Consider the following 24,525-nt stretch of genomic DNA (forward strand, 5'->3'; position numbering starts at 1 on the left):
GAAGACAAGCGGGCAAGGGGCCTCGGCGCCGCCTGACGGGCAAACCTCGCCATCTACAGTTGTAGCTTCTAGCGCCGTCACGACGACAGGGGCCGAGGTGACGAAGGACCAGTCTCACTGGACCCTTCCCACTGACCCCTACTATGGTGGGCAGACTATGGCCTTGACCCTTCAAGCCGAAAGTACTGTAGCCAGGAACTGCATGGTCAAGGCGGGGTTCTCTGACTATCGTGTGCGCATGGATGCTTCGGCCCCGCCGCCCGCCAACCTTGCTGGTGACGGCATCTCCACCTTCTTTAATGAGACCACTGCCAGCCAGTTCGGATACCATCAGGCCCCTGATCCTCGGGATCTTCTGAGGGACGAGGTCGAGGCCGCTGGAGGCAGTCTTTATGCCGGAAGAGGTGACGGGTTCCTTGACCAGCTAAGTATCTGTAACCTGGAGGGGCAGGCTGCTGTGGCGGGGGTAAGTGTGGAGGAGTTTAAGGAGCGATTCAATAAGTCGGTTGAGGATGCCCAGGCCGATCCTTCCTCTATTAGCTCCCAGCTTAACCGGCTGGGAACAGACCGTACCTCTCCTGAGTTGAGTGCGGCGGCTGCGTCGTGGCGTGAGTGCATGGCGCCCTTGGGGATCTCTGACCTGCCGGACCGTCCCTGGGACGCGGGTTCCACGGGAGGACTTCCTGAGTCCCTTCGGGACAAGTGGAACTGGAGGCCGATCGCTACGCCGTCAGCTGATGAGATCGCTACGGCGAGTGCTGACGCCGCCTGTCGGGCCTCATCGGGGTGGACCGACACCCTCTACCAGCAGGAGTGGGACACGCGCCAGGCCTTCGTGGACGCCCACCGCGCCGAGCTGGCACCTGTCCTAGCCGAGCACCAGGCTGAGGCCGCCCGCGCCCGAGAGATTATCGCCAAGGGAGGTGTCTGAGCTCCACCTGTCTACCGCCCCCGTACTCCCCGTAGAATTTCCCTTACCTCACCCCTAGGACCCAGTATGCGTCTCATCCGAACCTCTCGCTCCGATTCCTCAGCCACTCGTGAGAAAGGCGTCAGGGCGCGCTGGTGGTGGGCGGTACTGGCCGTGGTCGCCGCCGTCGGACTCGTTGCCGGGACCTGGGCACTGGCCTCCCGCTTCGAGTCCCCGGCACAGCGCGAGGCAGCCGCCGCACCGCCCTCCGCCAATGCCGTCGTGGTGGAGGTGACTCGTGGTGACCTGAAGGAGCAGACCACCGTCATGGCCTCTGCTGAGGCCAGCGGGGCCCGCAGCCTGCCCCTTCCACGCCCCAGCGGGACCGCGGTGGTCACCTCTACCGGGGTGAACGTGGGTGAGGACCTCAGCAGCGGCCAGGTGGTGACCTGGGTCAATGACCGGCCGGTGTTCGCCCTGGCTGGTACCTTCCCCATGTACCGGGACATTGGTGAGGGGGACTCCGGTGCGGACGTGACCATGGTCCAGGAGGCCCTGAGGGACCTGGGCTACAACATCACGGCCACCGGCAGCTTTGGGCCGCTGACCGCCTCCTGCATCCAGAGCCTCTACCAGAAGGTCGGCTCCCAGGCCCCGACGCGCCCGGCTGCCTCCGGTGACGGCCCCGGGGACTCCTCCTCAGCACAAGGCGGGGCCGACAAGGACGACGGGACCCCCGCGCCTGCCGCGGCCCCGGCTACCAAGGCCGCCGCGCAGATCATGCTGCCGGCCTCAGAGGTCATGGTGCTCTCAGGCCTGCCCTCCAAGGTCGCCCAGGTTCCCGACGTGGGTACGGTCCTGACGGACAGCAGTGCCACCCTGGGACTGTCCAGCTCCACTATGACCTTGACCGCGCCGGTCCCCGGTAACATGGCCGCCCGCCTGGGGAGCGGCAAGGTCTCGGGGACAGCCGTCCTGGACGGTACCAGCGTGCCGGTCAAGGTGGCCTCAGTGGATGAGAAGAAGCCGGACTCCACCGGTCAGGGCGGTGAGGGGGCAGGCAGCCCGGGCAAGGAGGGCTCCCGCGACTCCGGAGGAGGGGCAGGTGGCTCAGGATCCGTGGCCTCCCTGACGCCCACCAGCGGGGAGATTCCCGCCTCCTGGGCCGGACGCAAGGACGTGCTGGTCACCCTGAACCTGACCGCCCCCCTGACCGGTGTCCTCACCGTGCCCCAGCGTGCCATTGCCACAGACGCTCAAGGATCCTCCAGCGTCCTGGTCCAAGGGGCCGACGGGGGCTTCACCCAGGTGACGGTGACCGTCTCCGGCTGCGTGGCCGGCACCTGCGCACTGGCTGAGCCCGAGGCCGGCAGCGTCCTGACTGAGGGCGCCAAGGTGAGGGTGGACCGCTAATGGCCACCCTCACCCTGGAGCACGTGTCTAGGACCTACCGGGGCGCCTCACCCGTGGAGGCCCTCAAGGACGTGTCCCTGACGATCAGCCAGGGGGAGTACGTCGCTATTGAGGGGCCCTCCGGCTCGGGCAAGTCCACCCTGCTCAACCAGCTCGCCCTGCTGGACGTCCCCACCGAGGGGGAGTACATCATTGACTCCCACCCCACCACCGGCCTGTCCGACGCCGGGCGGGCCCGCCTGCGCAGCGCCACCTTCGCCTTTATCTTCCAGTCCTTCCACCTGCTGGAGGGACGCAGCGTGCTGGACAACGTGGCCCTGGGCACCTTGTACCGGGGCCTGGCTGCCTCCCGCCGCCGGGAGCTGGCCCGTCAGGCCCTGGAGGTCGTAGGCCTGGCCGCCAAGGCCGGGGAGCGGGCCGCACGCCTGTCCGGGGGTGAGCGGCAGCGGGTGGCGATCGCCCGGGCCATTGCCTCGGGCGCCCCTGTGGTGGTGGCCGACGAGCCCACCGGCAACCTCGACTCTGCCAACTCCCTGACCGTGATGGAGACCCTGGAGGAGCTCAACACCAGGGGCTCCACCCTCATTGTGGTCACCCACGACCCTGCCCTGGCGTCCCGGGCCCGACGTCGCCTGAAGGTCCTGGACGGGGTCGTCACCGACACCACCGAGCCGGTCGCCCCCGCTGCTGCCGGTAGTGCCGCCGCTAGCCCGGCCAGCGCCGCCAGCGTTGCCAGCCCCGCGACCCCGGCCCGCAGCACCGGCCCGTCGCGCCGTCGCGCCGCCCGACGCACCCGGGGCACCCCTGGCCGCCGGGCGGGCGCCGACCCGGGCGTCCACGAGCGCGACACGCTCCTGCTGCCCTCCGCTCAGGACGGCTGCCCGGACCGGCCCGCGGCCCCGCCCTGGGAGGTGCCCGTCCCGGAGGGGCGGGACTCACGGGTGCGGGTGGCTGACGCCCTGGCCGACGCCTGGCGGGGACTGTGGACCAAGACAGGGCGGACGCTGGCGCTCATGGCCGCCGTCGCCCTGGGCGTGGGCCTGGCCCTGACCACCATGGGACTCTCCCAGACGGCCTCAGGCCAGGTATCGGACATCTTTGACGCCCAGCGCAACCAGCGGGTGGCCATGACCTCACCTGACCTGATGCAGAACCCCGCGCCCGCGGCCGAGCTCCTGTCTACCACCGCCATGGACCGGGTGGGCTCCCTGGCCGGGGTCAGGGAGGTGCTCGTCTACTCCGTCTACGAGCAGGCCCCCATCGCCACCACCCCCACGGACGCCGCCAACGAGGCGGGGAACCAGCGTTACGAGGTCGTCGGACTGGTGGGTGGGCGCGTCCCCGCCAGCATCCTCACCCTGGACAGCTCCGGACCCTCCGTGACCACGCTGGGGCCCGGCGAGGTGATCGTCGGCACCCAGGTGGCCACACAGATCCAGCTCGGGCCCCTGGCGGCCTCCCCGGCGATCTGGGTCGACGGCGTCCCCATGCGGGTGGTCGGGATCCTCAAGGACGCCGGGCTGCAGGTCACGCTCATTAACTCCGTCATTATGGCCTCCGACCAGGTCACCGGAAAGGCCCGGTACGCGGGTGCGGAGATCAAGGTGGCTCCCGGCGCCGCCCCGCAGGTGGCCGCCCAGGCGCCGGTGGCCTGGCTGCCCACCGCCCCGCAGGGCGTGACCGTGAACGCGCCGCCGGACCCCATGAGCCTGCGTGAGTCCATTGAGTCCAACGTCACCACCATGCTCCTGACCCTGACAGGTGTCACCCTCCTGGCCTCCGTGCTGTCGCTGACCAACTCCATGACCACCGCCGTCTTCCAACGCACAGGTGAGCTGGGGCTGCGCCGGGCCATTGGCGCCCGACGCACCCACCTCACGGCGCTCATTCTCAGCGAGTCCCTGACCATTGGGACCCTTGGCGGGCTCCTGGGTGCCTACGCCTCGGTCATGGTCATCCTCGCCGTCACGATCGTCCGGCACTGGCAGCCCGTCCTGGACCCGGTCCTGGTGCCCCTGGGAGTGGTCGGGGGCATCGTGGTGGGCACTCTGGGCGGGGCCCTGGCCACCAGCAGGGCCGGGCGCATCCAGCCCTCCGACGCCCTGCGGACCACCTAACGCCGGGTGGGTTGCGGTATCTGCGCAGGTCAGGCGCCTAAAAGGAGGCCGGGCGAAAACTTAAACGTTTGTGACGCCCTCTGACGGGCCCGGAGGGTGGACAATGGTTGCCAGGTGCCCCGCCCCTCCTGGGGGGCGAGGCCCTCGCTCCTGACCGGAGCCACTGAGACCACGGCGAGCAACTAGGGAGCCTGACGGTACGTCACCACTTCCAACGCCAGGCATGCTTCCTGGACCTGCGGGAGCCTGGAGTCACGTGTTAGACGGGGGCGCTGCATGAGCAGTAAAGATATGGATACCCGATCCAAGGCCTCTTGGTGGGTCGGGCGCGCGCCTATGGTGAGACGCGCGTTTTGGTGGGGCGGACTGGTACTGCTGTCTCCTGCTCCGATGTCATTTCTGGACATGACGGCAGTTCATGATTTCTTCTCAGTTTTCCCTTCCCCCCTCAAGGTGCCGCCATCGGGTTCGAGTCGTAGTGCCGCAACGGACCTAGCGGAAGTCATTGAAGAAGAACGTATCATTGCCACGCTCGTGGCTGGCCTCCTGCTTTGGCTTCTCTGCATTCTATTTAGTTCAGATGAAGCTAGCTATAAATATTATTCTAATATGCAGTCTGGCCCCATGTCGAAAAGCAGTATCGCACAACGTGTAGTTATTTGCGTTGTGTCCGCCGTATTTGCGCTCAGTGCTGCCGTGATCATCCTCCTATTCTCAATCTCTATCGATTTGTACTACAATCCAACTCCTTGATGACGTTGTAGTGCAGCCACGGGACGTAACCGTCTCTCTTGCGCTATACGGAACGTCGTTCCGGGACTCCTCGTTTGAGGAAGGGGATCTGCTCCACGGGTCCCCAGGGATGTGCCGGACCTGGGCAACTGAGCCTCAAGACGGGGAGCAGCGCTGCGTGCGAGACAGAAGAAGATCCAAGATCAGCATCCCGAGCGGACCGGACCCGCATCCAGAACATGCATGCAGAGCGGGCGTGTTTTGTGTGGTCCTCTTTATTTTCAGCACAACCTAGTGTATGCTAGAGACCATGAACAGCGTCGAGAAGAATGTTCGCAACAAAATTGTGAAGGACGAAGATCACCTTATAGTTAGACTGGTTACGTACTTCATTGCGCTGACACTTGTAAAGTGTGTGAGCGATTTGTCTATTGAGTATCAGTGTTTGGTCCATGGTTCATTTTGCGTCGCTCCAGCGTATTTTGACGTAGCTGCGTACTTCGGTATAACTGCTCTTATTGTACCTTTCATCCTAAACTTTATCGTGTACGTTGTAATTCTTTATGTTGACGGAAACTATCGTTTGCGTTCTCGTGAAGTTGTGATGTTTATGAGTCTCTCATATCCGTTAGGGTCGTATATTTGTCAACTTATATTTGACGGATTTCGTCTTACTCGAAGATTTTCCCTTTACTCGATGTATATTGCTTGGAACGGATGGGGGGACAGCTCTGCGGCGGTCTTTCGAGCGCCGATCATGTTTTTTGGTATCTGGGTGCTGGGTATGATATGGTTGGGCTTCGCGAGCGAAGTAACACGTCCACGTTATCCTCAGCGGAAAGCTCCGTCACGGACAGACAGTACTTCCGAGCCGACAGGAGCGACTCAGGCAACACGAGGGACGCTCAAGAAGCATTTTGAAGATTCTATCCAAATACTTCTTGGTCCGATCGTTGTGATGTTTGCGGTCATGCCTTTAAGCTCATGGTGGGTCAAGCGTGTCTCTGTGCTCAAGCGCGTCCTCTGGTGGGGCGGCCTGGTCCTGATGTCACCTGCAATAATGTCACTGTTTTACTGGCGTGCTGTCTGCCGCTTCTTTGCGTTTTCTTCCGCGCAGGTTTACGAGACTGGTGACTCGCTAAATCCGGAAGCATTCATCTTAGGACGCATACTCCTGTCGATCTTGGCGGGTGCCCTATGCTGGGTTCTCTGTGGCGTTTTCGGTACGCTCCTGCGTTGTGTGGAAACTGCAAACCTGCCGCGCCCTACAAAAAGTAATGATAATCGATTGGTGGTCGCGGCGGTGTCAACCGCGTTTGTCGTATCAGCCTGTCTCGTCGGACTGATCTGTCTGATCGGCATTAACCTTGATGGCGTCTCGAGCTCCTTTTGAAGATAGGTATTCCAAACTCTGCGAGGGCCGGAGTGAAGCCGTGGGCCGTCCTGGTGTACACTAGAAGCTTGCAGGGTATCGAGGAGAACGTGGGAGACAGGCGTGGAGGACAGTAGCTTCCGACCCGGTAAGCTCGTTGTTTGCTTCGTGGTGCTGACGTCCGCGGCGTGCTTGTATGGTGCTACCGTTGATCTTCATCCGATCTTTAAACTGTTGTATGACATAGGGCCAGGACTTTTCTACTTGGCCAGTCTGGTTTTCATGTTCTCGCCGAGCCTCATCGGTTGCATTCTGATTCGCCGGTTCGGCAAGGGCATATGGTTGGAGCGATGGGAGGCGAAGATGCTTATCGGGCTGTCGTTCCCAATGGGGATGTACTTGTGCGACATTTTGGTGTCATGCTCCCACGCCGAAGCTTCCTTCATGACGTCGCTGTACGCCGCATGGAAAAACTGGGACAATGACCCCAGGATATTCGTGCGGCCCCGACCGTATTTCTGATCGCATGGGTTATGGGCTTTGTGTGGGCGGCGCTGGCAAACGTATTGGCTCATCCGCGTCGTACGTGGCACCGGATCGACTCGTGGATAAACAGTTTACCATATAGGTCGCAGATGTCAGCGTATCGTGAGAGCCATCAGAACGCCTTGCAATATGGTTTCGTGGTTCCTGTCAAAGAGAATCACGATTTGTCTGCCGTGGCACCTGCAGGCACCTTTGTAGGCTACTGGGGTGAACGTGCTTCCCTGATCAAGCGCACTCTCTGGTGGGTCGGTCTGATACTGCTGCTCCCAGCCCCTGTGTCACTGCTCTACCGACGTGCAGTGTTCAGGTTGGATAGTCCTGATGTGGAGGTGCTCGTCATGGAACGTATCCTCATGTCGATCTTGCTGGGGATCCTGTGCTGGATCCTCAGTGCTGTCTTCGACGTCCTCCTGCGCCGTCGTCCCGAGAGCACGACCCCACCGTACCCTGCAGCAAGCACCGACAGACAGGTAGCAGTCACCGCAGTGTCAACCGTACTCGTCATCTCAGCCTGTCTTGTCGCACTGCTGTGCCTGATTGGCATTAGCCTGCACGGGGTCTCAGTCACGTCCTGAGATATGGCGCGGACGAGGGTCAGGGCCCGGCTGTGGGCTCTGGTACTTGACTCGCTATCGGGTTGTGAATCATGTCGAGGAAACTTTGGATGGTGATCCTGTGAGAGATAATGACGACCGGGGACGCGGGCTGGCCCTGTGCTTCACCATAGTAGTGTCAGTTATCTATCTGGCCGGAGAGTATCATAACCGTGTTGCGCAGCTGTTCTATGGCACCTTAAACCTGGCTGTCGCTGCGTTCTTGGTCATCATGCAGTTTCTCCCGAGCGTCATGGGAGGAGCCGTGGTGCGCATATTCGGCAGAAGACTGAGGCTGGATCGGTGGGAGTCCAGGTTATTTATTGGGTTTTCTCACCCCCTGGCGGCTTATATCTACGAACTCGTGAGGGAGGGAGACGCTCGCGGTGGCCCGTTCCCGCAGTCGCTGTATGTTGCGTGGAAGGAATGGGGTAATGGATCCATAATGAATGTCTGGACCTTGCTCGCGCTCTTATTGCTCTGGGTGTTAGGTGTTGTGTGGGTGAGCCTGGCGGACATACTGTGGCACCCACTTCGCAGCTGGAGGTGGATCAGGTCGAGAATGGCCGACAGAGTATCTGAAGCACAGGCGACGGTGTTCTGTGAGAGCCCTCATGAAAGCATGGAATATGGTTCTGCGCCCCAACTTGAGGCAGGCTCTGGCCCAGCTGCCGCGGTACCTGTGGACGCCTTTCTGGGCTACTGGGGTGAACGTGCCTCCGTGCTCAAGCGCACTCTCTGGTGGGCTGGGCTGATGCTGCTGCTCCCAGCCCCGGTGTCACTGCTCTGCCAACGTGCAGTGCATCATCTCTTCACGCTCTTCCCCGTGCAGGCACTCGGTTCTGATGCCGCCGTGGAGGTGATAGTCCTGGAACGTGTTCTCATATCGGTCTCGCTGGGGATCCTGTGCTGGATCCTCTGCGCCGTCCTCGACGTCCTCCTGCGCCGTCGTCCCGAGAGCACGACCCCACCGTACCCTGCAGCAGGCACCGACAGACAGGTAGCAGTCACCGCAGTGTCAACCGTACTCGTCATCTCAGCCTGCCTCGTCGCACTGCTGTGCCTTACCGGCATTAACCTGCACGGGACCACGGCTGCGTCTTGACGTATGGCGCGAGCGGGGCGAGGTTGATTTGCGGGGGGTGGGGGTTCCTGGTCTCTCGCGGCGCGGATTCGGGTGGCTCTATGCGGTCTCCTGGATGTTCTGCTGCCTGTTTGCTGGCCTGGTTCGTGTGCGTGTCGCAGTCTGAGGATCAGAGCGGTGGGCACTCTCTGCCGCGCCGGGCCCCAGGTTCCTGACCTGCGTGGACATTGGGTGCACAAAGGTGAGAACGGGGTGGGGTCGGCTCTGATCCTCAGACTGCGACAGAACCGTCCGCCCACCACCGCCGGGGCCGTGCACAGCACCCCAGGTGCGGGGCGAGGCGGGCTGGCGGTGCCATAGCACCCCAGATGCGGGGCGGGGCAGCAGGCCCTGGGCCGGGCTACGGCTGGTGGCGACGGGGTGCCGAGCCGGCTGGGACGGGGTCCGCGTCTCAGGCGGTACCGCGTCCGCGATGTATGCGCGCTCATGACGTGTTTGTGAGCGAGCGGATCGCGTCCTCGCGCGACGAACTTGTTACGTCCGTCTCACGTTTCAGTAACGACAACGTAAAATACCTGGTATCACGCCAACTAATGATCGTTTTTTGTGCAATCTTGCAGATCTTGCAGGAAACGGCCTCCCGGTGTGAGACGATTCGCCTGCTGCCGGGCGCGCCGCCGGTGCCCGCCCGGCACGCAGCCGCACCCGGCCGCCACCACACCCCCTGCGAACCACCTGGTCCGCCTCACCGTCCCTGTCCAAAGGAGGACTACATGCGACTCGTCTCCCGCCGCTCAGTGCTTAGCGGCTCCGCTGCCCTCGCCATCGCCGCCACCCTCGCCGCCTGCTCGAGCTCCGATTCCGGCTCCGGCTCGGACGACGCCAAGGGCAGCATCTACTTCCTCAACTTCAAGCCCGAGGCGGACGAGGCCTTCAAGTCGATCGCCTCCACCTACAAGGAGAAGACCGGCGTCGAGGTCAAGGTGGTGACCGCCGCGGCCGGAACCTATGAGGCGACCCTCACCTCTGAGGTTGCCAAGTCCGACCCACCCACCCTGTTCAACCTCAACGGCCCCGTAGGCTACTCCAACTGGTCGGACTACGCCTCCGACCTGTCCGACACGGACGTCGCCAAGGCCCTGACCGACGCCTCCCTGGCCCTGAAGGGCGACGGCCACGTCGTCGGCGTCCCGCTGGCCATCGAGGGCTACGGCATCATCTACAACGCCGCCATCCTCAACAAGTACTTCGCGCTGGAGGGCGCCAAGGCCAAGAGCGTGGACGAGATCAAGGGCTTCGACAAGCTCAAGGAGGTCGTCGAGGACATGCAGGCCAAGAAGGCCGACCTCGGCATCGACGGCGTCTTCGCCTCCACGTCCCTGGCCCCCGGGGAGGACTGGCGCTGGCAGACCCACCTGGCCAACTACCCGGTCTTCTACGAGTACCGTGACGACAAGGTCGACGACCTCAAGGAGATCAAGCTGACCTACTCGGACAACTACAAGCAGATCTTCGACCTCTACCTGGCCAACTCCACCGTCAGCCCCACCGAGGCCACCGCCAAGCAGGTGACCGACTCCATGAGCGAGTTCGCCCTGGGCAAGGCCGCCATGATCCAGAACGGCAACTGGGCCTGGTCGCAGATCGCCAAGGTGGACGGCAACTCCGTCAAGGAGGAGGACATCCACTTCCTGCCCATCTACATTGGCGTCAAGGGCGAGGAGAAGGCCGGTATCGCCATCGGCACGGAGAACTACCTCACCGTCAACTCCCAGGCCACGGAGGCCAACCAGAAGGCCACGCGGGACTTCCTCACCTGGCTCTTCACGGACCCCGAGGGGGCCAAGCTCGCCTCCGAGAAGCTCAGCATTATCGCGCCCTACAAGGCCTACGCCGACCTGGCCCCCAGCGACCCGCTGGGCAAGGAGGTCGTCACCTACATGGGCAACAGCGACCTCTACCCGGTCACCTGGGCCTTCCAGACCTTCCCCAGCCAGGACTTCAAGAAGCAGCTCGGCCAGCACCTGGCCCAGTACGCCTCCGGGAAGGAGGAGTGGAGCGCGGTCAAGGACTTCTTCACCAGCCAGTGGAAGACCGACAAGGCGGCCGCCTCCTGAGCCGCGCACCGGCCTAGCTCCAGGCGGCGGTGCCCGGCCAAGGCCAGCCGGGCACCGCCGCCCACCACCACCCCTCCGCCCCCCGCTCCGACCCGCTGGCGCACCGAGGCGCCGGCCCCACCACGAGGCACCCATGACCAAGGCACTGAAGTACTACTTCCCGATATTCGCAGGACCAACTCTCCTGGCATTTCTCGTCGCATTCGTCGTCCCCTTCTTTATGGGGCTCTACCTGTCGTTCACCAAGTTCAAGGCGCTGACGAACGCGAAGTGGGTCGGCGGCGACAACTACCTCAAGGCCCTGGACCCGGGCTCGGGCTTCATCCCAGCGCTCGGCTTCACCGCCCTGGTCTCCGCGATCTCCATTATCACGGTGAACCTGGGGGCCTTCGCCCTGGCCTACATGCTCACCCGCAGGCTGCGCGGCACCAACTTCTTCCGGGCCGTCTTCTTCATGCCCAACCTCATTGGCGGCCTGGTCCTGGGCTACACCTGGCAGGCCATGCTCAACGCCGTCCTCAAGTACTGGGGCCAGACCATCACCAACGACTGGCACCTGGGCCTGGCGGGCCTGGTCATGCTGGTGAACTGGCAGCTCATGGGCTACATGATGATCATCTACATCGCGGGCCTCCAGAACGTGCCGCCCGAGCTCATAGAGGCCGCCCAGATCGACGGCGCCTCCTCCTGGCAGACCCTGCGCAAGGTCACCCTGCCGATGATCATGCCCTCCATTACCATCTGCCTCTTCCTCACGCTGACCAGCACCTTCAAGATGTACGACCAGAACCTCGCCCTGACCGACGGGAACCCGCTGGGGAGGACCCGTATGGTCGCCCTCAACATCGTCGACACCATGTACGTCAAGAGGAACCAGGCCGGAGTGGCCCAGGCGGAGGCGGTCATCTTCTTCGTCATTGTGGCCGTCATGGCGCTCGTCCAGCTGCGCGCCACCCGTTCCAAGGAGGTTGACGCCTGATGAGCGCCCCCACCCAGACCGTCTCTACCAGCACGCTCGTCCACGACCGTCCTCCCCGGTACAGTGCCAGACGAGACGCCGCCGTCATTGTCCTGACCCTGCTGACACTGGTCTGGATCGTCCCCCTGGTCTTTATCCTCGTTAACTCCTTCAAGGGTCGCTTCTACATCTCCGACGACCCCTTCGGGTTCCCTCTCGGGGACACCTTCGCGGGCCTGCAGAACTATGCCACCGGCCTGCGGCTCTCCGGGTTCCTACGCGCCATCGGCTGGTCCGTGTTCATCACGGTGGGGTCCGTGTCCGTCATTGTGCTGCTGACCGCCATGACCGCCTACTACATTACGCGCATCAGGAACTGGTTGACGTCCGCGATCTACTACGCCTTCGCCTTCTCCATGATCGCCCCCTTCCAGATGGTCATGTTCCCCACCTCCAAGGTGGCCGACATGCTCGGGCTGGCCACGCCCTGGGGCATGATCATCCTCTACCTGGGCTTTGGCGGGGGACTGAGCGTCTTCCTGTTCGCAGGGTTCATCAGGTCCATCCCCCTGGAGATCGAGGAGGCCGCCTACATTGACGGCTGCTCCCCGCTCCAGACCTACTTCCGGGTGGTCATGCCCCTGCTCAAGCCCACCGCCGTGACCGTGGCCATCCTCAACGCCATGTGGGTGTGGAACGACTTCCTCCTGCCCAACCTGGTCATTGGCCGCGACGACCGCTACAAGACCATCCCCATTGTCATCCAGATGCTCATCGGATCCAACGGGGACAAGGACACCGGCGCGCAGATGGCCATGCTGGTGCTGGCGGTCATCCCGATCGTGGCCTTCTACCTGGCGTGCCAGAAGTACATTATCGAGGGGGTGGCGGCCGGCGCCGTCAAGGGCTGAACGCCCCGGTGTCACCGCCCGCCCCACCGACAAGGAACGCCGTGGCCTCCTTCATCCGCCCCGACTCGGCCTTCTACCAGGCCTGGTCCGCCGCCGCCGACCTGGTGGTCGTCAACCTGCTGACGCTCACGGCCTGCCTGCCGGTACTGACCGCCGGAGCCTCCCTGACGGCCTGCGCCCGCGTGACCGGGGACATGGCCCGCGGCCAGGACGGCGGCGTCGCAGCCTCCTGGTGGCGCACTTTCCGTGCCGAGCTGGGACGCTCCCTGGGATGGTGGGTGCCGACGGCGGGCCTGCTCGCCCTGGCCCTGTGGGAGCGCCTGGTCCTGGGGCGGGCCGGGCAGGGGGTGCTGTCCGGGCTGGTCCTGGTCGGCGTGCTCCTCCTGGTGGCCGTGCTCGTGTGGCTGGTGCCCCTCACGGCCTTCTTCGACGCGCCCCTGGGCCGCCACCTGGCCAACGCCGCCCGCCTGGCGGTGGGCGCCCTGGGCCTGACGGCGGCGAGCCTGGGCGTCCTGGCCGCGCCCCTCCTGCTGGCCTGGCTCGTGCCCGGCTCCTGGGCGGCGCTGGCCTGGTTCACGGTGCTGCTGGGGGTGGCCTTCCAGGCCTACCTCATCGCCCTCCTCCAACGCAGGACCATGAGCCGCCTCCGGCAGCGCGCCGCCCGGGCCTAGGGCCTGCGCGCCGCCCCTCCCGCCCCGCTCTCCGGTAGGCTCGAGGACGGCCTGCCCACCGGCACGCCGCACATGAGACCAGGGAGCATCCATGCCAGCCGTTGTCGTCGTTGGGACCCAGTGGGGGACGAGGGAAAGGGCAAGGCGACTGACCAGCTCGGTCAGGACGTCGACTACGTCGTCAAGTTCAACGGCGGCAACAACGCCGGCCACACCGTGGTCATCGACGGGGAGAAGTTCGCCTTCCACCTGCTTCCCGCGGGCGTGCTCACCCCCGGGGTCACCTCGATTATCGGCAACGGCGTCGTGGTGGACCTGGAGGTCCTCTTCGCCGAGATCGCCGAGATCGAGAGCCGCGGCAAGGACGTCTCGGGGCTGCGCGTCAGCGCCGACGCCCACATTATCCCCTCCTACAACCGCGTCCTGGACCGCGCCACCGAGCGTTACCTCGGCGAGCGCCAGCTGGGCACCACCGGCCGGGGGATCGGCCCCACCTACGCGGACAAGATGAACCGCGTGGGCATCCGCATCCAGGACCTCTTCGACCCCTCTATCCTGCGCCAGAAGGTCCGCAGCGCCCTGGAGCAGAAGAACGGCCTGCTGGAGAAGGTCTTCGACCGCCGTCCCATTGACCCCCAGGCCGTGGCCGACGAGCTCCTGGCCTACGCCGAGCGGGTGCGCCCCATGGTCGTGGACTGCAGCCTCGTGCTCAACCGGGCCCTGGACGCCGGTCAGACCGTCCTGTTCGAGGCCGGCCAGGCCACCATGCTCGACATCGACCACGGCACCTACCCCTTTGTGACCTCCTCCAACCCCACCGCGGGCGGGGCCTGCACCGGCACCGGCGTAGGGCCCACCCGCATTGACCGCGTGGTGGGCGTGGTCAAGGCCTACACCACGCGGGTGGGGGAGGGGCCCTTCCCCACCGAGCTGACCGGGGCCGAGGGCGAGCGCCTGCGCGCCGAGGGCGGCGAGTACGGGGTGACCACCGGCCGCCCGCGCCGCTGCGGCTGGCACGACGCCGTGGTGACCCGCTACGCCGCCCGCGTCAACGGGCTCACCGACCTGGTCATGACCAAGCTCGACGTCCTGACCGGCCACAGGACCGTGCCCGTGTGCGTGGCCTACGACGTCGACGGCACACGCACCACCGAGATGCCCCTGACCCAGAGCGACCTCCACCACGCGGTGCCCGTCTACGAGGAGCTGGAGGGCTGGGACGAGGACATTACCGGGGTGCGCCGCTTCGAGGACCTGCCCCCGGCGGCCCGGGCCTACGTGCTGCGTATCGAGGAGCTGGCCTGCTGCCACGTCTCGGCCATCGGCGTGGGCCCCGGGCGGGAGGCCACCATCGTGCGGCGCAGCCTCATGGGCTGAGCCCTGCTGGCACGGCGGGGCGCGGCCCGGCCCGGTGCCGGCGCCCGGCTGGAGCTGGGACCCGGCGGCCTCGCCGGATCCGGTGTCCGGCGGTCTCCTGGGCGCGTGCGGGAGGCCGAGCACCGGTCGGGGCTACGCCGGGGACCCGTGCCGGGATCCGTCCTGGTCCTGGGAGACGTCGTCCTGGGCGGAGGAGGACGTGCCCGGGGCGTCATCGCCCCCCTGGGCGGTGCCGGTCCTGGCCGCGGCCGCCTGGGCGGCCAGCACCTTCCTCTTGCGGACAACCACGAACCCGACCGCGGCCACGACCAGTACCAGGATGCCGCCCACGAGCAGACGCCCGGAGGCGCCCGACAGGATGGTGGTGTCGGAGGCCTCCACGGCGACCGCCCGCAGGTCCTCGGGCTCGTCCAGGACGTTCTTCCACGTGGCCGTGTTGCCGTCCTTGGTGCCGTTGCCGGAGACCTCGGTGACCTTGCCCGGGAAGGTGGCGGAGATGGTCATCTCCAGGCCCTCGATCCCTGCCTCCGGGGCGATGTCCGCCTCCCTGCTCAGGACGTCCTTGGGGATGGTCAAAGTGTAGCTGCCGTCCGCGTGGGTGATGGAGCCGGACTTGCCGGTGGAGGCGAAGTTGGCCAGTGAGTCGCCGGACACCTTGATCTCGCAGGCGGGGAAGCCCTCGTACTCGGTGAAGGTGTAGGTCGCCTTGGTCCCCTCGGGCACGGTGCCCGTGCCCGCGAGCTTCTTGGTGCACTCGTCCTTGGTCAGGGCGCCCGAGCCCGTGTCGTCCCAGAGCGTCATGCCGTAGTCAACGGTGTCGTTGTCGTGGATCGTGAAGTCCGCGCGCACGCCGCAGGCAGACAGCAGGAGGACGCCGGGCAGGGCCAGGGCGAGGCCGAGGCGGCGCAGGTGGAGGGTAGTCATGGCAGAAGTCTACGGAGACGGGGGCGGGGCCCAGGACACCCGGGTCCCGCCCCTATCACCGGTAGCGGCTCGTACGCCACCACGCCTCCTGCGCCAGCGCCCGCCCCGTGCGTCGGTAGCGGCTCGCTGCACGTGGGGGGTAGGTGACCAGCAGGTGCGGGCCCGCCCGTGCGCTGGCAGCGGCTCGCGCGCCGGGCTTCAGTACAGGGCTTTAGTACTGCGGAGGCTGGTAGGCGGACTGGTCGGGCTGCTGGTAGTCGCCCTGAGCCGCAGGCTGGGAGTAGCCCTGCTGGGGGGCGTAGCTCGAGGGGTAGGCCGCCTGGGCCGCCGCCTGCCTCTTGCTCCTCCTGCGGGAGGCCACGACGACGGCCACGATCACGCCGACCGCCACCAGGGCGCCGACGACGCCCAGGACGATCCACAGCGTGGAGGAGCTCCCGGAGCTGGTGGAGCTGGTCGAGGAGCTCCCGGCCGCGGAGGAGCCGTCCTTGTCGGCCGGGGCCGTGGGCTTGCCGTCCAGGCCCACGGCCTTGAGGTCGCCGGTCTCCTCAGCCATCTTGCTCCACACGGCGGTATTGCCCTCCTTGGTCCCGTTGCCGGAGACCTCGGTGACCTCACCGGGGAAGGTGACCCTCAGCTCCACGGGGAACAGGTTCAGGGCGGCGGCGGTCTGCGGGTCCTTCTTCATGTTCTCGATGGCGCTGTGGGACATGAGGAACGTGTACCTGCCGTCCGCGTGGGTAATGGTGAGGTCCTTGTTGCCCGAGCTGATAGGCGCCCTGGTCGTCTTTATCTCGCAGGCCGGGGCGCCGTTGTGGTCGGTGAAGGTGTAGGTGGGCTTGGTCCCCGAGGGGAGGCCGGACGAACCGCCCATTGCCGACTCGGTGCACGTGTCCTTGGTCAGGGTGCCCGATCCCGTGTCGTCCCACACCAGCATGGTGAGCTCGAAGGTGTCGTCGTCGTGGATGGTGAAGCCGATCTGCGCCCCGCAGGCGGACAGCAGCAGGACCAGGGGGGTAAGCAGGGCGACGCCCAGGCGCCGCGACCGTGAGGGGGTACTCATAGACGGGAGTCTACGGAAGAGCGCGGCAAAAGGGGGAGCCCCGGGAGCGGCAAAAATAAGGGGGAGCCCCGGGACGTGCTTCCCGGGGCTCCCTCAGGTACGCAGCTGATCGGGTGCCGGTCAGTACTGGGCCGGGGGCTGGGGGTAGCCACCGCTCTGGGGGTAGCCACCCTGACCTGGCTGGGGGTATCCGGGCTGACCTGGCTGGGCATAGCCACCCTGGCCGGGCTGGGGGTAGCCGCCGGGCTGACCTGGCTGGGGGTAGCCACCCTGGCCGGGCTGGGCGTAGACAGGTGCCCCGGGCTGCTGCTTCTTCTTGCGGGAGACCACGACGACGGTCACGATGACGCCGACGACGACCAGGGCGCCGACGACGCCCAGGACGATCCACAGCACGGCCGAGCCGCCCTTGTCCGCGCCCACGGCCCTGAGCTCACTGGTCTCCTTGTTCGCGGCCTTCCACACGGCGGTGTTGCCCTCCTTGGTCCCGTTGCCGGAGACCTCGGTGACCTCACCGGGGAAGGTGACCCTCACCTCCACGTCGAACGTGCTCGCGCTGGAGTTCTTATTGTCGCTCATATCCATGACGAAGGTGTACTTACCGTCCGCGTGGGTAATGGCGCTCTTGCCCCCGCTCTTGTCGCTGATGGGCGCGTTGAGGGCCTTTATCTCGCAGGCCGGGGAGCCGTTGTGGTCGGTCACCGTGTAGGTGGGGGTGACCCCTGAGGGCTTGCCGAACGTCTTCGTCATGGACTTCTCGTTGCAGTTCTCCTTGATCTGGGCCGCGCCCGTCTCGTCCCACACCAGTATGGTGGAGTCGACGGTGTCGTCGTCGTGGATGGTGAAGCTGATCTGCGCTCCGCAGGCGGACAGCAGCAGGGTCAGGGGGACAAGCAGGGCGGCGCCGAGGCGGCGTGCGTGTGAGGGGGTGCTCATGGGCACGAGTCTACGGAGACGGGCCACGAGCCTGGCAAGTCGTTCCCGCCGACTCGCGCCCCGGCCTTCTCTCATGGCGGATCCTTGAAGGGCACTCCCGGGCGCCCGCCGTACCCGTCTGCCCTCGCGCCTGCGCCCCGGTGCCGCAGCACTGCTGGACGCTCCCGGGCGCCTGCCCGGGCGGGTGTGTGGGGGAGAACACCGGGCTTCGGGGAGCCGAAGACCGGTCCTTAGGACCTAAGAACCTGCGCCGACCTGGCAGATGGGAGAGGATTGACCCGACCGTACGAGAGTCAAGCACCCCCAGGAAGGGACCACACATGACTGTGTCTGAGCAGGACGTCCGCGCTGCCGCACCGGCCAACGCCCCAGAGGACGTCGTCGCCTTCGCCGTCCGCCTCGCCGAGCTCGGCAAGCCCGAGAACGTCTACTTCTGCGACGGCTCCGACGCCGAGTGGGACCGGCTGACCAGCGAGATGGTCGAGTCGGGCATGTTCACCCGCCTCAACCCGGACAAGCGCCCCAACTCCTTCCTCGCACGCTCGCTACCCAGCGACGTCGCCCGCGTGGAGTCCCGCACCTTCATCTGCTCGCAGAAGGAGGAGGACGCCGGTCCCACCAACAACTGGTACGACCCGGCCGAGATGAAGAAGATCCTCCACGAGAAGTTCGACGGCACCTACAAGGGCCGCACGATGTACGTGATCCCCTTCTCCATGGGCCCCCTGGGCGGCCCTATCTCCCAGCTGGGCATTGAGATCACCGACTCGCCCTACGTGGTGGTCAACATGCGCATTATGACTCGCATGGGCGCCGCCGCCATGGACCTCATCAACGAGGGCCGCACCTGGGTCCCCTGCGCCCACTCCGTGGGCGCGCCCCTGGCCGAGCACGAGAAGGACACGGCCTGGCCCTGTAACGACGAGAAGTACATCACCCACTTCCCGGAGACCAACGAGATCTGGTCCTACGGCTCGGGCTACGGCGGCAACGCGCTGCTGGGCAAGAAGTGCTACGCGCTGCGCATCGCCTCCACCATGGCCCGCCGCGACGGCTGGATGGCCGAGCACATGCTCATCCTGCGCCTGACCGACGAGAAGACCGGCAAGCAGTACCACGTCACCGCCGCCTTCCCCTCGGCCTGCGGCAAGACCAACCTCGCCATGCTCCAGCCCACCATCCCGGGCTACAAGGTGGAGACCATCGGCGACGACATCGCCTGGATGCGCCCCGGCCCCGACGGCCGCCTGCGCGCCATCAACCCCGAGGCCGGGTTCTTCGGCGTCGCCCCGGGCACGTCCTACAAGACCAACCCGATGGCCATGGACACCATGAGGGCCAACTCCATCTTCACCAACGTCGCCCTGACCGACGACGGCGACGTGTGGTGGGAGGGCATTGACGCCCCGCTGCCCGAGCACCTCATTGACTGGCAGGGCAACGACTACACCCCGGCCGACGCCGCGGCCGGTAAGAAGGCCGCCCACCCCAACAGCCGCTTCACCACCCCGGCCTCGCAGTGCCCGATCATCTGCCCCGACTGGGAGGCCCCCGAGGGCGTGGCCATCGACGCCATCCTCTTCGGCGGCCGCCGCGCCACCAACGTGCCGCTGGTGGCCGAGCAGTACGAGAACGCCCACGGCGTGTTCATCGGCGCCTCCGTGGCCAGTGAGGTCACCGCCGCCGCCCTGGACGCCAAGGTCGGCTCGCTGCGCCACGACCCCATGGCCATGCTGCCCTTCTGCGGCTACCACATGGCCGACTACTGGGCCCACTGGCTGACGATGCAGGACAAGCTCGGCGACAAGTTCCCCAAGGTCTACCAGGTCAACTGGTTCCGCAAGGACGAGGACGGCAAGTTCATCTGGCCCGGCTACGGGGAGAACTCCCGCGTGCTGGACTGGATCGTGCGCCGTGCCGCCGGCGAGGCGGGCGCCGTCGACGGCGTGACCGGCCGCTACCCCAAGCTCGAGGAGTTCAACCTCGAGGGCCTGGACCTGGGTGCCGAGGAGTGGGCCAAGATGTACGACATCGACCCCGACGCCTGGGCCGCCGAGATGGACGGGACCGAGGAGTACTTCGCCCAGTTCGGTGACAAGCTCCCCCAGGCCGTCAAGGACCAGCTCGCCGCCTTCCGCGAGCGCATCGCGGCCGCCAGGGCCTGAGCCGACGCCGGCCCTGGCGCTGGCCCGGAGCAGGCCGGTCTGGCTGGTCTGGCTGGCCCGGGCAGCCCTGGGCCAGGACGCCCTGGGCCGGCCCGGATCCCCGGAGGGGCCCGGATCCCCGGAGGGGCCAGCCCGGTAGGCCCCTGCCTGGACCGCCCTGTTGACGGCGCCCGGTTACCCCGAGAGGGTGGCCGGGCGCCGTCGTGCCGCGGCGGCCCGTGCTCCCGCGGGGTTCGTACTCCCGTGGGGGCTGGTGCGCGTGGACGCCGGCTCAGGCGTAGTTCCGGGCCAGGAAGTGCTCGAAGGAGTTGATCCCCACGGTGACCGTACCGGTCCCGGAGCTCACCTCGATACCCTGCCCACCCACCTGGAACAGGCGCCAGAACGCCCCGGTGCTGCTGGCCCGCAGCCCGAAGGGGGCGCCGTAGCGGTGCTCGATCGTCTTGGCCAGATACCAGGCGTAGTTCGCCCGGTCCCGCACCGATATGCAGGTGCCTGCGGCGGGCTCCGGGGAGACGGCGACCTCCAGGCCGTCGGAGCGGGGCCGGGCGTACCACCCCTGCGCCCGGTACCCGGGCCCGCCGGGGACCGGGGCGGGGCGGGCGCCCGCCGCGGTGAGGACCTCGTCGGCGGGGGAGCCGGCCAGGATCTGCTCGACCACGTCCAGGACCTCGAGGATCGTCATCCCGGGCTGGAAGGGGACGACCGGGCCGGGCCGGGCGGGTCCGGCCGTCCCGTCGACAGTCCCGTCGTCAGTCCCGTCTGAGGAGCTGCCCGTGGCAATGCGCTGGCGCAGCTCCTCCAGGCTCATGCCCGTCCGAGGGGTGCTGACCGGGGACCCGGCGGGCGGGCCGCCTGGGGCGCCGTCGCTCCGGGACGGCTGGGTGAGGATCCCCTCGGTCCCAATGAGATCCATCTCACTGACGGCGGTGCCTCCGGCCATGCCCGCAATGACGTCCGTCATGGAGACCTCACCCCTCTCCAGGAGGGCGCGGGGGACCAGGAGGTCGCTCTTGCCGCCGGCGTGGGAGGTGGTGGTGACCCGGACCCCCTCAGGCTCGCCGGTGAAGGCGACCTGCGCCCAGGGGGCCTGGGGTCCCATGGTCCAGCGGTAGGCCAGCGGCCGGCGCCAGGTCGGCGGGGTCAGGGCGATGTCGGTGGGCAGCGTGTTGAGCAGGTCGCCGACGGTGTCGTCCAGGTCGTTCCAGGTGGTGATGACCGGGGTGTAGGGCAGCCAGTCCCGGGCCCTGCCGTCGAGCACCAGCAGCCACTGGTAGGGAAGCCCGCTGCCGGGGGTCCACAGCTTGAAGGCGCCGTGCTCGCGGCTGTCGATGACCGGGGCGCGGTCGAAGGAGGAGACGGTCACCGAGCAGCCGCCGGTGGACGGGTTCGCGGCGGCCCCGACCTCGATGACGCGCTCGTCCACGTACCAGCGGAAGCGGATACCCGGCCCGAGCATCTCGTGGGGAGGGGAGTCCAGCAGGGTAGCCGCCCCCAGGAGGAAGTGGTGCACGCCGGTCTCGGTCAGGGACTGGTCCAGCAGGGCCGCGACACGGTTGGCTAGCTCCAGCTCGGGGTCCATGCTCGTGAGTGTCCTTGCGGGGTGGGTAGGTGCCGGGCAGGGACACGCCTCCTGGCGGCGCGCCCTCCGGCTGTGAGGGTAGGAGGGAGGTGACAGGGGTAGATGGTATCCGCTCGCGCTGCCGGTGCCCGACCCGGCGGCGGCGTGTGGGCGGCCGTGCCGGTACGCTGGCCCCGACCAGGCGTCCCAGGCTCGACCCGGCGGCGTGTGGGGGGCCGGCGGCCGCGGTGAGTAACCGGTTGCCGCGGCGGGGGCCAGCGGCTGCGGTGGGCGCCCGCCGGGGCGGTGAGGGGCGGTGGGTGGCTGTGCGCCTGCCGGGAGCGCAGGGCCCCGGTAGGGTGGAGGAGTGAAGATCCTGCTGCTGGGGTCCGGCGCGCGAGAGCACGCCCTGGCCCGTGCCCTCGTCAACGCCCCCGAGACCACCGAGCTGGTCGTCGCCCCCGGCAACCCCGGGACCGCCATGATCGCCACCAACTTCGCCATCGACCCCACCAGCCCCGTCGAGGCCGTCGAGCTGGCCACCCAGATGGGGGCCGACCTCGTCGTCGTCGGCCCCGAGGCGCCCCTGGTGGCCGGTGTGGCCGACGCCGTCCGCCAGGCCGGTGTCCCCGTGTTCGGCCCCGGCGCCGCGGCCGCCCGCCTGGAGGGCTCCAAGGCGTTCGCCAAGGAGGTCATGGCCGCCGCGGGCGTGCCCACCGCCACCGCCGTCGTGTGCTCCACCCCGGAGGAGCTGGCCGCCGCCCTGGACCGGTTCGGCGCCCCCTACGTGGTCAAGGACGACGGCCTGGCCGCGGGAAAGGGCGTGGTCGTCACCTCCGAGCGCGACGCCGCCCTGGCCCACGGCCGCTCCTGCCTGGCCAGGCAGGGTGGGCGCGTCCTCGTCGAGGAGTACCTGGACGGCCCCGAGGTCTCCCTGTTCTGCGTGTGCGACGGCGCCACCGTCCGCCCGCTGGCCCCCGCCCAGGACTACAAGCGTGTCGGGGACGGCGACGTCGGCCCCAACACCGGCGGCATGGGCTCCTACTCGCCGCTGACCTGGGCCCCGGCCGACCTGGCCGAGCAGGTGGTGCGTGAGGTCGCCCAGCCGGTCGTGGACGAGATGGCCCGCCGCGGCACCTCCTTCACCGGCCTGCTCTACTGCGGGCTGGCCCTGACCGGCAAGGGGCTGCGGGTGGTGGAGTTCAACGTCCGCTTCGGCGACCCCGAGACCCAGGTGGTCCTGGCCCGCCTGACCTCCTCCCTGGCCCAGCTCCTCCACGCCGCCGCCACCGGGCGCCTGGCCGAGGTCCCCGCCCCCACCTGGAGGCCCGAGGCCGCCGTCGACGTCGTCCTGGCCGCCCCCGGCTACCCTGGCGCCGTCACCACCGGCGGGCTCCTGACCGGCCTGGACGCCGCCGAGGAGGTGGAGGGCGTCCACGTCCTGCACGCCGGCACCGGGTTCAGTGACGACGGCGAGCTCGTGGCCACCGGCGGACGGGTCCTGTCCGTCGTGGCCCTGGGTGACGACGTCCAGGCCGCCCGGGAGCGCGCCTACCAGGCCGTGGGGCGCCTGGGCCTGCCCGGCTCCCACTACCGCACCGACATCGCCGCAGGGCGCTGACCCGTGGGCCGGTCAGCGCCCCGGGAGCTGCCGGAGGCTCCCGGGGCGACCCGCCCGAGGCCGCCGTGGGCCCGGGTCGCCGGTACCGTGGTCGCCGTCCTGGCGGTCCTTCTCACCGCCCTCGTGGCCCCGGTCAACGGGGGCTGGTGGTGGGTGCAGCGGGCCGCCTTCATCCTGACTGCCACGCTGTGGTGCGTCCTGTTCGGCGCCGTGCTCTGGGTCGGACGGCGGGCGGCCGGCCCCGCCGGGTCCCGGCGCGGTCCGCGTTGGGCGAGGACCCTGATCGCGGTCGTGGCCGTGCTGTTCGGGACCGGGGCCCTCGCCGTCCTGGGCGCCACCGTGTCGTCGCTGGTGGCCGGCCCGCAGGAGCTGAGGATCTCCCAGTGCCTGTCGCTGGGCCGCCCCGGGGCGCGCAGCGAGTACAAGGCGCACCTGCTCACCGAGGCAGGGGAGAAGCTGGACGTCAGCGTCTCGGGGGCCGTGCGCAGCGGCGTGGATAGCCAGCTGCGGTACCTGTGTGCCTCGCACGCCCCCTTCACCATGCGCTGGTACCCCTCCAAAGGCCCCGTCCTGGAGGTGCGCGAGGGCTAGCTCTTTGCTGGCGCGCTCCGGCCGGCGCGACGTCGCGCCCCTTGCGGCCCCCGCCGCGCCCCTCGTGGCGCCTCCCTGCGGCCCCGGAGGAACGGTAAGGGCCGGGAGCAGCGGGGCGCCCCTGCGGCCCCGGAAGGTGTTCTTGGCCGTGCCGTGGGACGGGTGACATGATGCTGCCATGCGTCTAACCCGTCTGCTCAGGGTCAGCTCCTGGAGCGTGTCGCCGTGGAGGGTGGCAGGTGCGACGCTGCTCGGCGGGGTCCTCTGCTTCCTTACCCCCGGCGTCCTCCCCGGTACGGGCCCCCTCGGCCTGGTACGACTCGCCCTGTACCCCGTGGGGATGCTCCTGGTCTCGGTGACAGTCCTCCTGAGCGCCCCCCTGCTGGGGCGTGTCGCCCGGGCGGAGTCGGGGGCGGCGGACACCCTGAGGGCCGCGGCGGCGCCCGGGACGGGAGGCTGGGACCGTGAGCACGCGCGGTTCCTCTCCATGTTCAGGATAAAGATGGCCAGGGTGCTGGCCGTCGGCCTGGGCTCGGTCCTTCTCCTGGTGAGCGTGCTGACCACTCTCCTGGCCCTCGGCAGGATCGGGGCCGACCTGCTGGAGGGCCCTGAGACGATTCACGTGGAACACTGCTACGGGCCCTGGGACAGGGGCCAGGCGCCTGACGGGGTGGTGGTCCACGACGACGGCCTCACCCTGGTGGGCCCGGACGGGTGGTCCAGGTACGTGAAGCTGGACGGACCAGCGAGGGAGGGCGTCCGGCGGGCCTGCTACGGGGGCGCCCCCGCGCAGGTCCGCATGTGGGCGCGCACCCGCGTCGTCGCCGCTGTCGAGGCCGGCTGAGCCGCGCCGCTGCGCCCGC

The 24,525-nt window shown here is 67.4% G+C and carries 19 protein-coding genes and 1 pseudogene; 15 read left to right on the forward strand and 5 right to left on the reverse strand.

Going from position 1 to position 24,525, the window contains the following annotated elements; all coding sequences use genetic code 11:
• The first annotated feature begins 238 nt into the window (after positions 1–238).
• The 5 genes from C3V41_RS11305 (at position 239) to C3V41_RS12950 (ending at position 6,565) form a co-directional block, all read left to right on the forward strand.
• Positions 239–931, forward strand: coding sequence for a hypothetical protein (locus C3V41_RS11305; protein ID WP_129591599.1), 693 nt, complete (start codon positions 239–241; stop codon positions 929–931).
• 66 nt (positions 932–997) lie between these two features.
• A complete protein-coding gene (locus tag C3V41_RS11310) occupies positions 998–2,323 on the forward strand; it encodes a peptidoglycan-binding protein (protein WP_129591600.1) in 1,326 nt (441 codons plus the stop codon).
• On the forward strand, positions 2,323–4,440 hold the full coding sequence (locus C3V41_RS11315; protein ID WP_106110335.1) for an ABC transporter ATP-binding protein/permease: 2,118 nt from the start codon (positions 2,323–2,325) through the stop codon (positions 4,438–4,440). The genes C3V41_RS11310 and C3V41_RS11315 overlap by 1 nt, the downstream gene beginning before the upstream one ends.
• 276 nt (positions 4,441–4,716) lie before the next feature.
• Positions 4,717–5,193 (forward strand): hypothetical protein, encoded by a 477-nt coding sequence (locus C3V41_RS12945; RefSeq protein ID WP_129591601.1) that lies wholly within the window; start codon positions 4,717–4,719, stop codon positions 5,191–5,193.
• A 289-nt stretch (positions 5,194–5,482) separates the two neighbouring features.
• Positions 5,483–6,565 carry a hypothetical protein gene (locus C3V41_RS12950; RefSeq protein WP_129591602.1) on the forward strand — a complete coding sequence of 361 codons (1,083 nt, stop codon included), beginning with the start codon at positions 5,483–5,485 and terminating at the stop codon, positions 6,563–6,565.
• A 239-nt stretch (positions 6,566–6,804) separates the two neighbouring features.
• Here C3V41_RS12950 and C3V41_RS13240 read toward each other — a convergent pair whose 3' ends face one another.
• Positions 6,805–7,026 (reverse strand): hypothetical protein, encoded by a 222-nt coding sequence (locus tag C3V41_RS13240; protein WP_165271647.1) that lies wholly within the window; start codon positions 7,024–7,026, stop codon positions 6,805–6,807.
• A gap of 739 nt (positions 7,027–7,765) precedes the next feature.
• On the opposite strand from C3V41_RS13240, the gene C3V41_RS12955 reads away from it, so the two are divergent.
• The 6 genes and pseudogenes from C3V41_RS12955 to C3V41_RS11355 all read left to right on the forward strand — a co-directional run bounded on the left by C3V41_RS12955 (position 7,766) and on the right by C3V41_RS11355 (position 14,801).
• On the forward strand, positions 7,766–8,788 hold the full coding sequence (locus C3V41_RS12955; protein WP_129591603.1) for a hypothetical protein: 1,023 nt from the start codon (positions 7,766–7,768) through the stop codon (positions 8,786–8,788).
• Between the two features lie 752 nt (positions 8,789–9,540).
• Positions 9,541–10,884: an ABC transporter substrate-binding protein gene (locus C3V41_RS11335; protein WP_106110339.1), complete on the forward strand. Its 1,344-nt coding sequence runs from the start codon at positions 9,541–9,543 to the stop codon at positions 10,882–10,884.
• Positions 10,885–11,017: 133 nt separating this feature from the next.
• Positions 11,018–11,863 carry a carbohydrate ABC transporter permease gene (locus tag C3V41_RS11340; RefSeq protein WP_106110340.1) on the forward strand — a complete coding sequence of 282 codons (846 nt, stop codon included), beginning with the start codon at positions 11,018–11,020 and terminating at the stop codon, positions 11,861–11,863.
• Positions 11,863–12,753 carry a carbohydrate ABC transporter permease gene (locus tag C3V41_RS11345; RefSeq protein ID WP_106110341.1) on the forward strand — a complete coding sequence of 297 codons (891 nt, stop codon included), beginning with the start codon at positions 11,863–11,865 and terminating at the stop codon, positions 12,751–12,753. Before C3V41_RS11340 ends, C3V41_RS11345 begins: the two co-directional genes overlap by 1 nt.
• Before the next feature lie 41 nt (positions 12,754–12,794).
• On the forward strand, positions 12,795–13,424 hold the full coding sequence (locus C3V41_RS11350; RefSeq protein ID WP_106110342.1) for a DUF624 domain-containing protein: 630 nt from the start codon (positions 12,795–12,797) through the stop codon (positions 13,422–13,424).
• A gap of 91 nt (positions 13,425–13,515) precedes the next feature.
• Positions 13,516–14,801, forward strand: a pseudogene (locus tag C3V41_RS11355) (adenylosuccinate synthase).
• A gap of 132 nt (positions 14,802–14,933) precedes the next feature.
• Here the strand turns inward: C3V41_RS11355 and C3V41_RS11360 are convergent.
• The 3 genes from C3V41_RS11360 to C3V41_RS11365 form a co-directional block, all read right to left on the reverse strand.
• Positions 14,934–15,725, reverse strand: a complete 792-nt coding sequence (locus C3V41_RS11360) for an LppM family (lipo)protein (RefSeq protein WP_106110343.1) — start codon at positions 15,723–15,725, stop codon at positions 14,934–14,936.
• 211 nt (positions 15,726–15,936) lie between these two features.
• The gene (locus C3V41_RS13245; protein WP_165271553.1) at positions 15,937–16,788 is read right to left on the reverse strand and encodes an LppM family (lipo)protein; all 852 of its coding nucleotides are present in this window, start codon (positions 16,786–16,788) and stop codon (positions 15,937–15,939) included.
• 120 nt (positions 16,789–16,908) lie between these two features.
• A complete protein-coding gene (locus tag C3V41_RS11365; protein WP_106110344.1) occupies positions 16,909–17,724 on the reverse strand; it encodes an LppM family (lipo)protein in 816 nt (271 codons plus the stop codon).
• 320 nt (positions 17,725–18,044) lie between these two features.
• Between C3V41_RS11365 and C3V41_RS11370 the strand changes: the two genes are divergently transcribed.
• The gene (locus tag C3V41_RS11370) at positions 18,045–19,889 is read left to right on the forward strand and encodes a phosphoenolpyruvate carboxykinase (GTP) (RefSeq protein WP_106110345.1); all 1,845 of its coding nucleotides are present in this window, start codon (positions 18,045–18,047) and stop codon (positions 19,887–19,889) included.
• Between the two features lie 271 nt (positions 19,890–20,160).
• On the opposite strand, the gene C3V41_RS11375 is transcribed toward C3V41_RS11370, so the two are convergent.
• Entirely contained in the window at positions 20,161–21,471 is a 1,311-nt protein-coding gene (locus tag C3V41_RS11375) for a hypothetical protein (protein ID WP_106110346.1), read from the reverse strand.
• Between the two features lie 346 nt (positions 21,472–21,817).
• On the opposite strand from C3V41_RS11375, the gene purD reads away from it, so the two are divergent.
• The 3 genes from purD to C3V41_RS11390 all read left to right on the forward strand — a co-directional run bounded on the left by purD (position 21,818) and on the right by C3V41_RS11390 (position 24,506).
• Positions 21,818–23,071, forward strand: a complete 1,254-nt coding sequence (purD, locus tag C3V41_RS11380; protein WP_106110347.1) for a phosphoribosylamine--glycine ligase — start codon at positions 21,818–21,820, stop codon at positions 23,069–23,071.
• 3 nt (positions 23,072–23,074) lie between these two features.
• Positions 23,075–23,662 carry a hypothetical protein gene (locus C3V41_RS11385; RefSeq protein ID WP_129591604.1) on the forward strand — a complete coding sequence of 196 codons (588 nt, stop codon included), beginning with the start codon at positions 23,075–23,077 and terminating at the stop codon, positions 23,660–23,662.
• 178 nt (positions 23,663–23,840) lie between these two features.
• On the forward strand, positions 23,841–24,506 hold the full coding sequence (locus C3V41_RS11390; protein WP_106110349.1) for a hypothetical protein: 666 nt from the start codon (positions 23,841–23,843) through the stop codon (positions 24,504–24,506).
• Positions 24,507–24,525 lie beyond the last annotated feature (19 nt).

Source organism: Actinomyces sp. oral taxon 897 (assembly GCF_002999235.1).
Taxonomy (GTDB): Bacteria; Actinomycetota; Actinomycetes; order Actinomycetales; family Actinomycetaceae; genus Actinomyces.